Origin of the sequence: Eubacterium segne, from assembly GCF_014287775.1 — a bacterium.
Lineage (GTDB): Bacteria > Bacillota > Clostridia > Lachnospirales > Lachnospiraceae > Eubacterium_G > Eubacterium_G segne.
On the sequence record NZ_JACOOZ010000001.1, the window covers coordinates 113,619 to 126,351 of the forward strand.

Consider the following 12,733-nt stretch of genomic DNA (forward strand, 5'->3'; position numbering starts at 1 on the left):
AAAATCTTTTTTATTCTAATAAATGCATTTTTGTTTGTCAAATATTTTTAACAATAATTTCCATATAAATATTTTTAATCTGCCATAGCCATCCCTGCTATTATATTCACACAAAAAATCCCCCTAAAGCACCTAGATTTAATCTACACGCTTTAGAAGGATTATTTCCTGTCATTAAATTATTTACACATTATATTGTTCACAAAGTCTTTTTATTTCCTCTTTAACATCATCCACCACATACTGTGGTGAAACAATGGTTGCCCCATCTCCTAATGCCATTATCCAATGAATAAACTGTTTACTTACTACCACATTAACATTTACATTAAAATGTTCATCTCCATCAGGCACTATAATTATGTCTTTGCCAAATCTGTCGATTATTACACCTGCTAATGCATTTTCGCAGTGGATTTTTACCCGTTCTTCCTTACCACTGTACATTCCAAAAACTTTTCTGGCATACACAGCCATATCGAATTCACTGAAGCACTCTTTTCCTTCACGTTTATCCTCAGTAATTTCTATATGCAACATTTTATCCACTCTGAAATGCTTAATTATTTTTTCAGTATCATCATATGCCACAAGGTAATAGTTTTCATCATCCCAGGATAATGCCCAAGGGCTTACCCTGTAATACTCGCCATTATGCCTTAATTCCATTTTCTTTTTAATATTCCACTGAAAATACTGAAATCTAATCTGCCTGTTTCCTGCAATCGCCGTATGTATATTGTCAACGTTATAATAAATACTCTCATTCATAGTCTTAACCCGCTTTGTCACATACACCTGACGTTGAAGCTTAGATGCCTCATATTTACTGGCAAGACCTTCTATTTTCTTAATGAGTTCATTGGACTTCTTTGTTGTAAGAAACTTTGCCGACTGAACAGAATCCACTAATAGTTTCAACTCCGCCAATTCAAACTGACGGTTTGCCACATTATAATAATAGGTTCTGTCCCTTTGTACTCCAACAATGTCCACTCCGTATTGTCTAAGACTCTCTAAATCATTATAAATGCTTTTTCTTTCTGCCGTAATGCCATAATCCTTTAATTTTAAAAGAATATCCGACATACTTATAGAATGAGTTTCATCTGTATTTTCCATTAGAATCTTAAACAAATACATTAGTTTAAGCTTCTGATTAGACCCCTTTGCCATATTCTACCTCCCGATTAAATCTGGTTATAGAATATCATGCATTGGTTATTATTTCCACTGTTTTTTAGTTTGCAAGTACAACATCCGGTACTTTCCTTTTTATCTGCTGTGTAATAATTCTTCTATTTCTTCCTTTGTTGGCATTACACACAATGCTCCTTTTCTTGTGGTAATTATAGAAGCTGCCGCATTTGCAAAATTAAGCATTTCCCGAAGGTTATGGGTGTCTAAATTATCAAGGCCTTTATTTAAAATATAATGAAGTATGCAGCCTGTAAAAGTGTCACCGGCTCCGGTAGTTTCAATGGTATCTTTTGTTAAAAACGGATTTGCTTCCACTACCATACCGTTATAATACGCTCTGCTGCCTTCTTTTCCCATAGACACTAATATAAGATCTATGTCATATTTTTCCCTGATTTTCTGTACACCATCAGAATAATCTTCCTCTCCGGTAAGCCATTGTATCTCATTATCAGATATTTTTAGAATATTACAATATTCTAAGCCTTTTTTAACCTGAGTGCGGGCATTTTCCATGTTATCCCATAAAGGCTCCCTTATATTAGGGTCAAAGGAGATTATACATCCGCTTTTTTTTGCCACCTCTAATGCCTTGATGGTTGCCTCTCTTACACCCTGATGAGTCATGGATAAAGTGCCAAAGTGAAATATCTTAGAATTTTCTATTAATTCTGAATTAACTTCATCTGCCCTAAGCATCATATCCGCTCCCGGATTTCTGTAAAATGAAAAGCTTCTGTCTCCATCTTCTGCCGTATGTACAAAAGCTAATGTAGTATTAACTTCCTTATCCGTTACAAGATTTTCTATATTAATATTCAGTCCTGAAACTCTTTCTTTAAGCATTTCTCCAAATATATCGTCCCCTACTTTTCCTATAAAGGCTGTTGAATGCCCCAGGTTAGTAAGCATTGACAATACGTTACATGGTGCTCCTCCAGGATTTGCTTCTAACAACGGGTTTCCCTGATTACTTATTCCATTTTCAGTAAAATCTATAAGCAGTTCACCCATTGCGGTAACATCAATTTTACTCATATCAAATCCTCCTTATATTGTCTCCATCTATTTAATGGTTTCTTTTAACTCCCACATCTTTATTTCCCTAATATTAAGACATCCCTCATCAGTCACAATATAGTTGCCTGTCTGACTGCTGTCTGCAAAAACATTGCAGCTACAGTTGGTTTTATAGTCATCCGTATACACTTCAATAGAACTTTTATCCACAAAAGCCCTTATTTTCATGTTCTTTTTGTCCTTTAAAATCAACGGTCCTCGGGCAATGCCTTCACTCCAGTTATCAGAATTGTTTCTGTCAAAATATAGCATCTGATGTTTTAAATCGAAAGTTACTTTTGTTTTGTTGTTTTCATTGCATCTTAAAAGCAATGAAAATTTATCTGCTGTGGTACTTTCCAAATCAATATCCATTTCCATTTCAAAGCAGTCACTTTCTATACAATTAAACTGTTCCTCCTTAGTTACAGATATCTCTTTAATACACTTTTCTTCTTTTCGTATATTTTCAATTTCCTTTATTGGAACAAACTTAAGGGTATTATCCGGACACAAAACCACCTCTCTTGGTAAGTCAAAGAATCCGCACCAGCCTTCCTTAAAGCTTGGACCCCAATCTTTCCACCATGGCATCCAGTCCCAGGCATTTGCCCAGCCTACAATAATTCTTCTGCCTTTACTGTCTAAAAATGACTGAGGAGCATAATAGTCAAATCCATAGTCAATCTGACCTACATTGGTATATGTAAATTTTCCCGTGTCATAATTCATGTCTCCTACTAAGTACACTGATGTTCTCTCATTTATTCCCATAGGCGAAAACATAAGTACGTGTTTATCTCCTATTTCATAAAAGTCGGGACATTCCCACATATAACCGAACTCTCCTCTGCTCTCTGCAAGAACATTGAAAAACTCCCAGTTTTTTAAATCCTTAGACCGATATAACAGGGCACTTGCCAAATTATTTTTCTTAGAACCACAAACTAAATAGAAGTAATCACCATGTTTCCAAACCTTAGGATCTCTAAAATTACTTTCATCATAGCCTTCCGGCGGGTGTGGAATAATAGGATTATTTTCATATTTTTCAAAATGAACACCATCCTCGCTGTATGCAAGACACTGTGACTGGATAAATCCGTCTCCATAGTTTGTTGTTCCTGTATATACAAGGTATAGCTTTCCATCATGTTCAATGGCACTTCCTGAAAAGCATCCACCTTCCTTATGATTGTCATATGGTTCGCTTGGAGCCAATGCCACCGGGAGATACTCCCAGTGTAGCATATCGTCGCTAATGGCGTGTCCCCAGTGCATTGCTCCCCAATACGCATCATAAGGATTGTATTGATAGAAAAAGTGATATTTATTCTTATAATATATCAGACCATTTGGATCATTAATCCAGCCCTGTTGTGCCATAAAATGATAGTTTTGTCTCATTTTACCTTCAGACACTTTATCTTTTGTTTTCTCAATTTCTTCCTGAGCCTTTTTTATATTCTCATTTAACAATTCCTGTGACATGATATATTTTCCTCCTAATCAATATGTATTGCCCCCTCCCTTCGGTCGGCGACATTTCGTCGGAAACATTTTTATAAATGAACTTCGTTCATTTGGTTTCCTCCTGTATGATTATTTGTCGTATTCGTCTCTTAGTTTCTTTGCAAATTCAGTATTAAGTTTTGACTCACGTCTTGCCTTTGCTTCCTTAATTCTAAACTGCTCATCTCTTGCCGGCTTGTATACTTCCCAACGTTTTTCGTAGCTTTCTATAGCTGCCTTCATTTCCTCGGTAAGTTCAGGCTTTTCTAACTTTCTTTCAGGAAGTACCGGTACTACAGGAAGTCTGTCTTCCACCGGTGGCATTTCCATTTTCATTGTTGTTGGAAGTACCTGATACCAGTAAGCTGTTGAACTCCAGTCATCTGAAAGATGGTTTGCATGTCCATGCTCAATAGTAACTTTAAGACTATTTTCAAATCTTACAGGGTCAGTAATATGGAATCTGTAAGATACCTGGAATCCGTCAGTATCTCCTTCATGAACTATTGTTCCAAAGAACGGATATGCATTTCTCTGCATTCCCCATGCATGGTTAAAGTAATCTTCCGTTCCGGTTCCGTTAAGGCTAGGGTATTCTTCTCCATCTATAAAGAACATATCATTTCCTTCACCCCACCAGCTTCCCTGGAAGTGTTTTACCGTAAGGTTGCATCCTACATAATGTCCTTTTCCTTTTACATCTAACAAAACGTAGTTGTTTTCACCTTTATAATTTGTAACATTGTTTACTTCCGGTGAGTTTACCTGTAACTCAGGTCCCCAGCCTTTGCAAGGGTTCTCTCTATGCCAGCATGCATGGAAGTAAGCTGTTTCCTCATCAAGAGGTTCCTTATACATTTCATAATCAATATTAAAATAAAGAATAAACGGTAATTCATTTTCGTTTATAATTTCAATTTTTGCCTTTTTGTTAAATGGCATTGGGAAGTAACATGATACTGAGCAAGGTGCTCCATATCTTCCTGCCTCTTCCGGTTTTAATGATACATTAAAAGGTAATGATGAGAAATTGCCAGGATAGCAGTTTCCTATACAGAAGAAGTCTCCAAAAGGTACATATACACTTGGATTTTCCTGATCATCCCATGTCATTTTAATTAATACTTTTCTATAGTAATATGGATCATAATCATCCCATATTACGCCAAGAGGTGGTGCAATTTCCATTACCGGTGCTGCTGATGCATTTAAAACCGGATCAAGTATACTAGGTGCCTTTACTCTTCTACATGAAGATGTCATCCATATATGTGTAATACATCCGGGACCTTCTACTTCCCCTAATGTAATTGATTCACCTGCAGGTATTTCCCAATAATCCTGATTTTTTCCTCTCTGATCCCAACTTGCAAGTCTTCCGTTTCTTGCCTTCTTTACTGATGTTAAATCTTTAAATAATCCTGATACGCTGCTCATTTTTTTCTCCTCTCTTTAACCTTTTACTGCGCCTGCCGTCATACCTTCTACGATGTTCTTCTGGAATAATCCATAGAATATTAATTCAGGTACGATTATCATAATACTTGAAGCTATAATTCCGCCGTAATCTACTGTGTATGTACCTTTAAAGAATGATGCTCCCATGGATAACGTATAATCTGATGCATCTCTTAAGATAACCGATGCAAACGGATACTCATTCCAGATATAAAGAACATTAAATATTACAACAGTGGCTATTACCGGCTTTGTCATTGGTAAAATTACTTTAATAATTAACTGCCTCAAATTACATCCGTCCATTACTGCTGCCTCATCAATTTCACTTGGAAGGGATTTTAAATAACCAACTAAAAGTAAGGTATTAAAGGATATTGATGTAGCTATGTATGGAAGAACCAATCCTACCTTTCCGCTTAATCCAAAAAATACATTTATTTTATATACCGGGAAAAGCAATATAAATGGAGATATTGCCAATCCTAAAATCAGATAACTGTAAACTGCCTTTCTGATTTTCTCATTCATCTGCATTCTTGCTAAAACAAATGCACTTAAAAAGGTAATTACTAATTCTACTACGATTGATATGATACATACAAAGAATGTGTTACCATACAATCTTGGGTAATCAAGCACCTCCAGGGCATGCTTGAAATTTTCTAAGTTAAAACTCTTTGGTAATGCCAGGGGATTTGACATAATATCTGAGTTAGTTTTAAAGGATAGCAAAACCATCCATATAAAAGGAAACACAATTATAAGTGTGATTAATGCCATAACAATGTACATTGCGATTTTTTTCTTTTTATTAATCATATCTTTATGCCTCCTTGTCTCTTTCTCTCATTAAAAACTGGAATACAAACATTATTATAAGAGAAATAATAAATGTTATTGTTGCCAGAGACATTCCATATCCATATTCACCATTTCCAAAAGTTGTTGAATAGCTGTATGTAACTAATGTTTCTGACATATGGTTCGGACCACCGCCTGTAGTCTGCTGTACAATTTCAAATATTTTAAATATTCCTGTTATAAGTAATACGGCAACTGTTGATATGGTAGATTTCATCATAGGTATTGTTACATATCTAAGCTGCTGCCATGAAGAAGCACCGTCAATCTTAACTGCTTCTATTACATCGCCTGGAATCATTCTAAGTCCTGTTATATATATTGTGGTAAGATATCCCAGCTGCTGCCAGAAATATATAAATCCGATACAATAAGGGGTGAGTTTATTTCCCCCAATCCATGTCTGTTTAAGTCCCGGTAATCCAATGGCATCTAAAATACCATTTATTAAACCAACATGAGGATCTAATATATAAACCCATATAATACCAACTATAATAGGTGCTATAATTGCCGGAGAAAATATCAATGCCTTAGATGTGTCAACAAACTTTAAGTGATTATTTAAAAGCAATGCCACAAAAAATGCTCCCACCAGCAACAGCACAAATGCCACACCAAATATAATCATTGTATTTTTAAATGAAATCCATAATGTATCATCCTGCAAAAGTCTTTTATAATTTGTTAGCCCGTTAAACGTTGCTTTTCCTATTCCGGAATATTTTGTGAAACTATATCCTATAGCCATTATTATCGGTGCAATAATATACACTGTATAAATTATTAATGTAGGCAACAGCAGTCCTATTAAATATCTCTTTTTACTCAACCAAGACACGTCTTTGCCTCCTTTCTCCCAACATTCTCCTTCCTCGCCCACATTCCGTTGTGAAATGTGGGGAAGAGGAGAATCTAATTATAATAATATTAAAGAATTTTAATAGTTCATTTTCTCATCAATTTTTGCAAGGGCATCCTTTGGTTCATAGTTACCTGTAATTACACCAAAAATTGAATCATATAACTGACTCTGAACAGATGATGAAAGCATCAAATCCGGCTGTTTTGCAGGGCTTGCCCATCCTTCATTGATTGATTTCACTACCTCATTTAATGTATGCTGTGCATCTGCCACTTCAATTCCTGTATAGTTTGTTGCAGGGAATACAGAGCCTTCATATGACATCTTTGCTGCTTCTTCGCCATAGTAATATTCAAGGAACTTATAAACCGCTTCTTTCTTTCCACTATCATCTGCTACCTTTGAGCTTACACAAATAGGATTTGATGGTACTTTCATAGCTGCCTTTTGTTCGTAGCTGCTGTCTGAGAATGTAGGTCCCCACCAGAAGCCAACTTTGTCGCCCATCTTTTCATCTAACTCTGCACTATCCCATGCACCTGAATTGAATAAAAGTGCCTTGCCTGACTCAAATGTATTCTTTGCATCAAAGTATTCCTGGGTTGCCATGTTCTTTGCAAATGCTCCTGCCTTTGCAAGACTCTGTAACTTTTCAAAACATTTAAGTAAATCGTCATTGTTAAATTTCTTCTTGCCATCAAGAATATCATTAATGTAATCTGAGTATCCGTAACGGTCTAACATTGCAAGATAACCCCAGATTGCATATGAGCTGTTTTTATTTCCCTGAGCAATTGCTGTAATTCCTTTGTCATTACATTTCTTTACAATATCAAGTAATTCGTCAAAAGTTGTTCCGTTCTTAATTTCAACTCCTAACTTTTTTGCAACTTCTTTATTGTAGAAGAAGCCTTCAACATTACACTGATATGGAAGTCCGTACTGGATTCCATCCTTAAATGCTTCCTTAACACTTGCATCAAGAGCTGAATCTGTACTAGTGTATTCTTTTAAAAAGTCTGATAAATCAAGTAAATACCCACCCTCATTATATTCAGAGGTCTGTGATGCATCCAACCAGAATATTTCAGGTAATTTTCCACTTGAAGCTTCAAGCTTCAGATTCTTTAAATGTGCTTCCGTGTCTGCTGCTTCAAATTCAACTTTGTACTTTCCTGAATACTTTTTGTTAAATTCCTGAACAATTTTGTATGTAACTGTCTCCTGTGTTTTTGGATCAGCAACATGTATTCCAAACTTAATTGTTACCTCTCCGTTTCCTTTAGCGCTGTCATCTGACTTAGATGAACTTCCACAGCCAACCATCATTGCTGCTACCATGGTTACTGCCATTACTAATGCTATAATTTTCTTCATTTTCTTTCCTCCTTTAGCATTTATTAATTTGCGGAACCCTTTTCTTGACCCTTTTCCACATTTTTACAGTGTGTTATTTGTTTTTGTGATTTTTGTATGTGGAACGGGTTCCATTTGATAGCTTTATTATATATTTTTACTTATGTTTTGTCAATATCATTTTTAACCTTTGTGCATATTGCTATATATTCTCTCTTTTAATTGGTTATTAAGTATATATTTTTCATTGTTCAAACGTTTTCATTGTTATTTTTTTAACATTGAAATATATCAAAAAATAAAAAAAATAAACTTTATACCGGCGATTTTATTAATCGCCAACATAGAGTTTATTTTTTTACCTGTTATTTATATATTAATTTGTAAATTATACTCTGGTACTGTCTCCTCTTATAAGTACAGTTTCTAAGTATATATTTTTTTCCGTAGCAGCATTTCCATCTATGGCTCTTGTAATTATTCTTGTTGCCTCTTTCGCCAGTCTTTCAATAGGCTGCTTAATCTTCGTAAGGGAAGGATGTGCCATATCTGTTACATATGTTCCGTCATATGCAATAATTTTTAAATCTTCAGGAATTTTTCTGCCTTTGCTTAACGCATACTTCTCAAACAGCATGGCAACAAGGTCCGTTCCAAACATTCCATCTGCATCCGGATACATATCGTATACTTCTTTTACTACCTGAGCGAAATATTCCGTATCAAATTTGTTCCACTCCATTTCATAAGTGTACACTTGAATTCCTGCTTTCTTTAATTCCCGCTGAAAGTATTCATGTCTCTCCAATGCCGGAGACTGAACTTTCTTAGCTCCCTGGAGTTGAACTACCTTTTTGCATCCACATCTTATAAACTCCCTTGCTGCCATAATTCCACCATGTCTGTGATCCACTGACACTATGGGAATCCTGTCGTCAATATATCGATCTAATGCAACAATAGGCATATCGTTTATAAGATATTCATCCACATTTAATGAATGAACACCGGTTATAATACCATCTACAACACATTTCTTAAGCATCTGCAAATACTCTGTTTCATATTCGCTATTCTTAGCTGTGCTGCACACCATAGTTTTATATCCCTTTTCATGCAATGCACTTTCTACCTGATTCACAAACTCCGAAAAAAAAGGATGTTCCAAAGCAGGCACCAAAACTGCAATTATACCACTTTTGTTTCTAAACAAATTTCTTGCCAATTCATTTGGCATATAATCCAGCTCCTTCATTGCTTTTTCAATTTTATCTTTTGTTTCCTCAGAAACATAACCACTGTTGTTAATAACTCTCGATACGGTAGCAACTCCTACTCCCGCTCTTCGTGCCACATCCTTAATTCCAGGCATCTTTTTCCCTCTTATTCTCCAAATTTCACTGATACTGACTCAAACATTTTAATATATGAATTGCCCTTTACATAAACATATTCATTATTATCAAGCTGTGCCTTTTTGTATCCTGCGTCTAACAATTCCTGATAATTACTTATTGTTGAAAATACTATATTATCCTTTGTTAAATTCTCCGGCTGTTTTGCATATATGGTGTATTCGTTTAAAATCAGTTGATATGCGTAAGTGTTTCTCTGTACTCCACTTCTTTCATAGTAATCCACTACATAAATATCTTTTGGTACATCGTAACCTTTCTCCTCTAGCGTTCTGACCACACCTGTTCCTGCATCGCTAACTTTTTTAACATTAGTACAGTAATTATTATCCCAAACTGTTGCACCATAAATATATTCGTAACCAAATAACAGCGTAAGAATAACTAGTGGAATCATAATTTTTTTCTTGTAATAGCTAATTAAAAATATTACCAGCAATACGACAGTAATAACTGTCGCCATTAAGTAATATCTGGTTCTCATAGGCACTTTGCCGCCTATGTCATAACCGCTAAATGCATTGTACACTTCTGAAGCCACTCTTGATCTTCCCATTTTAGGTAAAATAAAGCATACCCATACTGTCTGGAATGACAAAAGAAGTATTGCAAATCCCACAAGATATTTTCTAATACTTTCTCTTTTCTCATATATCATAGCAATGCCTGTCATAAATACCGGTCCTAAAAACGGTCCCACATATCGTACATAAGTAAGAGCCTTAAATCCGTAAGGATTTCCACCATCCAGTGCCGGTACCACACGCTTTAACCATGTAAAACACTGGGCAAACATTACAGCTCCAATACACATAATAAATAATGCTGAAATTACAAGACAAAATGGTTCTGCATTAAAGTTTCCTTCTTCATCCTTCACTGCCAATGCTTTTTTTGTAACTATAAGCTGTGCTATTGTATCCTTATATCTGAAAATAAGCATTATAAGTATAAGGGCAAAAATGCCTCCTGAAAATACCAATACAGTATTAATCTGCCCGAAAATTGTAGAACCTACTGCATTCCACGTTTTTGGATTTGCCAACTTCTGTGGTGTTATATCCATTTTTGCCTTTGTATTTCTCAAAAACTTTCCTTCCTGCCAATTCCAGATAGTTTTTTTAACCATGGTATTAAACTTACCTGCCGCAAAATAAAACACTCCAAGGGAAATTATTCCTGATATTGGTTCTACAAGCCACTTTCTGTAGAATATAAGATAACATACAACAACAATACAGAAAGCAATAAGAATAACCTTTGTTCTGGCATGGGTTGTAAGCAAATATGTAATTAAAAACATAATGCCAACCGTGTATATGATTTTTTTCTTTTTATTGTTACCATATTCAATTAGCTTGCAGGCAAACAAGGTTATAATCCATACACAGCCAATAACTATATGTTCATTAAACACTTCCATTGCTCTTGTTACTACCATAAATGAACATGCAATGGAGCCTATAAATAAATAAGCTCTTTTATCAACCTTAAGGTATTTCTTCATAATATAGTAGCTTATTGGTGCGCTGATACTTTGTAAAATTGCACACACGCTAAGGATTGTTCCATAAATTACTGTTACGTTATTTGTCAAATAAAATAGTGGTGCAAATAGTATTGTAAAACCGCCACCGTAATAATATTTTGCAAATGTAGTTAATGCTGTCCAGTCTTTTCCACCAAAATATGCACCTGTTGACAATGTTCCTAACTCGTCCATAGGTGTTCTCATTGGAGAACTAAAAAGCGCAATACAAATAAGACGCGGAATAAGTGCAATTAAAAATACCCACAGCAAATCATATTTTTTTGCCTTCATTTTAATTTCTGTCTCCTTCTTCATATAACTTTATTGACTTTCTGACTCTAAACGGGAATAACAGCTGGCTTCTTATTACCACTGAATGATGCTTTTTCTTGGAATTTAAAGCATTTTCAAGCCATGCCATTGATTTCTTTCTTTCATTGTTTAATATTTCATTAACCTTAGTGTAATCTAATTCCATTTCGTTGTCAAAAGTTCCCAATTCATTAGGATCCCACACAAATCTGTCCATTAAATCAAATTCTTCCATTAAAGAAATAAAGCGGTCTGCTCCTCTTCCCGGATTTGAAATAGCATAAAAAGGCTTTTCAAATAAAATTGAAATACAAGTTCCATGGAAAGAATCAGTAACAACCATATCACTATGTTTAAAATAGAATAACCAGTCATCTACTTCCACATCAGATACTACATATTGGTCTAAATCCATTTTTTCCCTATTAGTTTCAAACAAATGTGGCCATCCGTCCAACATAACTACCAAATCTTTGTTATATTTTTTTGCAAGCCTTAATAATGCTTCCCTCTTTTCAGGGGTAGGATCAAGTATATAAGCTGCAATGTAGTTTGACTTTACTTTTCTGTCTGATTCATTAGCTATGTCTCCTAAGCAGTTGCTTTCACATAAAAGCACCGGGTCTAAAACGTGTTCTGCACGGATTCCCAAAAGTTTTTCGCACATATTTACGTTGACCTTTTCCCTTACGGAAACATAATTCATCCTTCTTAAGCATTTTACCGCTTTCCACATATATTCCTTTGGAGCCTTAAATCTGTCAGTACCAAAGGATGTGGCATAGGATATTTTTTTATTCTTACGATTTACAAAATCCAGAAAATAGCTGTGTCCGAATATTTTAGTAACATTGTATTTCCACAACTGATCAGCTCCTAAAACAAAGGCATCACATACATCATTCAACTTTCCTATTTCATCCACATGATAAGCAGGACTTATATCGTAATGTGCCCTGGCAAATCTTAATGAATGTCTGTCTTCCATTGACGCCTCTTCAAAATGATCTAAATATGGTCTGTGAATCATTAAAACTGACTTTCCCATATTTTTAATTGCATAATATAATGAATAATAAGTCGCGATGCTTCCATAATTGCATCCAAACCATACTCCAAGTATTCCCACATCATACTTTTTCTTCATTCTGCGCTCCATTC

General features: G+C 35.2%; 10 protein-coding genes. All 10 read right to left on the reverse strand.

Annotated features, from left to right (window positions below; translation table 11 throughout):
• Nucleotides 1-183 precede the first annotated feature (183 nt).
• Nucleotides 184-1,176 carry a helix-turn-helix transcriptional regulator gene (locus H8S00_RS00560; protein ID WP_021953675.1) on the reverse strand — a complete coding sequence of 331 codons (993 nt, stop codon included), beginning with the start codon at nucleotides 1,174-1,176 and terminating at the stop codon, nucleotides 184-186.
• Nucleotides 1,177-1,275: 99 nt separating this feature from the next.
• The gene (locus H8S00_RS00565) at nucleotides 1,276-2,238 is read right to left on the reverse strand and encodes a PfkB family carbohydrate kinase (protein ID WP_021953674.1); all 963 of its coding nucleotides are present in this window, start codon (nucleotides 2,236-2,238) and stop codon (nucleotides 1,276-1,278) included.
• Nucleotides 2,239-2,265: 27 nt separating this feature from the next.
• Entirely contained in the window at nucleotides 2,266-3,750 is a 1,485-nt protein-coding gene (locus H8S00_RS00570; protein WP_021953673.1) for a glycoside hydrolase family 32 protein, read from the reverse strand.
• 111 nt (nucleotides 3,751-3,861) lie between these two features.
• Entirely contained in the window at nucleotides 3,862-5,208 is a 1,347-nt protein-coding gene (locus H8S00_RS00575) for a glycoside hydrolase family 172 protein (RefSeq protein ID WP_118589159.1), read from the reverse strand.
• Between the two features lie 15 nt (nucleotides 5,209-5,223).
• On the reverse strand, nucleotides 5,224-6,051 hold the full coding sequence (locus tag H8S00_RS00580; protein WP_021953671.1) for a carbohydrate ABC transporter permease: 828 nt from the start codon (nucleotides 6,049-6,051) through the stop codon (nucleotides 5,224-5,226).
• A gap of 4 nt (nucleotides 6,052-6,055) precedes the next feature.
• Entirely contained in the window at nucleotides 6,056-6,934 is an 879-nt protein-coding gene (locus tag H8S00_RS00585) for a carbohydrate ABC transporter permease (protein WP_021953670.1), read from the reverse strand.
• A 99-nt stretch (nucleotides 6,935-7,033) separates the two neighbouring features.
• Nucleotides 7,034-8,335 carry an ABC transporter substrate-binding protein gene (locus H8S00_RS00590; protein WP_021953669.1) on the reverse strand — a complete coding sequence of 434 codons (1,302 nt, stop codon included), beginning with the start codon at nucleotides 8,333-8,335 and terminating at the stop codon, nucleotides 7,034-7,036.
• 367 nt (nucleotides 8,336-8,702) lie between these two features.
• Entirely contained in the window at nucleotides 8,703-9,686 is a 984-nt protein-coding gene (locus tag H8S00_RS00595) for a LacI family DNA-binding transcriptional regulator (RefSeq protein WP_021953668.1), read from the reverse strand.
• Nucleotides 9,687-9,697: 11 nt separating this feature from the next.
• The gene (locus H8S00_RS00600; protein WP_186839786.1) at nucleotides 9,698-11,575 is read right to left on the reverse strand and encodes a hypothetical protein; all 1,878 of its coding nucleotides are present in this window, start codon (nucleotides 11,573-11,575) and stop codon (nucleotides 9,698-9,700) included.
• Complete coding sequence (locus H8S00_RS00605) at nucleotides 11,553-12,719, reverse strand: polysaccharide pyruvyl transferase family protein (protein ID WP_021953666.1); 1,167 nt, start codon at nucleotides 12,717-12,719, stop codon at nucleotides 11,553-11,555. The genes H8S00_RS00600 and H8S00_RS00605 overlap by 23 nt, the downstream gene beginning before the upstream one ends.
• Nucleotides 12,720-12,733 lie beyond the last annotated feature (14 nt).

Excerpts from the sequence above, each read along its gene's own strand:
- H8S00_RS00580 (WP_021953671.1), bottom strand. The coding sequence starts at position 6,051 with ATGATTAATAAAAAGAAAAAAATCGCAATGTACATTGTTATGGCATTA.
- H8S00_RS00570 (WP_021953673.1), bottom strand. The coding sequence starts at position 3,750 with ATGTCACAGGAATTGTTAAATGAGAATATAAAAAAGGCTCAGGAAGAA.
- H8S00_RS00605 (WP_021953666.1), bottom strand. The coding sequence starts at position 12,719 with ATGAAGAAAAAGTATGATGTGGGAATACTTGGAGTATGGTTTGGATGC.
- H8S00_RS00600 (WP_186839786.1), bottom strand. The coding sequence starts at position 11,575 with ATGAAGAAGGAGACAGAAATTAAAATGAAGGCAAAAAAATATGATTTG.
- H8S00_RS00590 (WP_021953669.1), bottom strand. The coding sequence starts at position 8,335 with ATGAAGAAAATTATAGCATTAGTAATGGCAGTAACCATGGTAGCAGCA.
- H8S00_RS00575 (WP_118589159.1), bottom strand. The coding sequence starts at position 5,208 with ATGAGCAGCGTATCAGGATTATTTAAAGATTTAACATCAGTAAAGAAG.
- H8S00_RS00595 (WP_021953668.1), bottom strand. The coding sequence starts at position 9,686 with ATGCCTGGAATTAAGGATGTGGCACGAAGAGCGGGAGTAGGAGTTGCT.
- H8S00_RS00560 (WP_021953675.1), bottom strand. The coding sequence starts at position 1,176 with ATGGCAAAGGGGTCTAATCAGAAGCTTAAACTAATGTATTTGTTTAAG.
- H8S00_RS00565 (WP_021953674.1), bottom strand. The coding sequence starts at position 2,238 with ATGAGTAAAATTGATGTTACCGCAATGGGTGAACTGCTTATAGATTTT.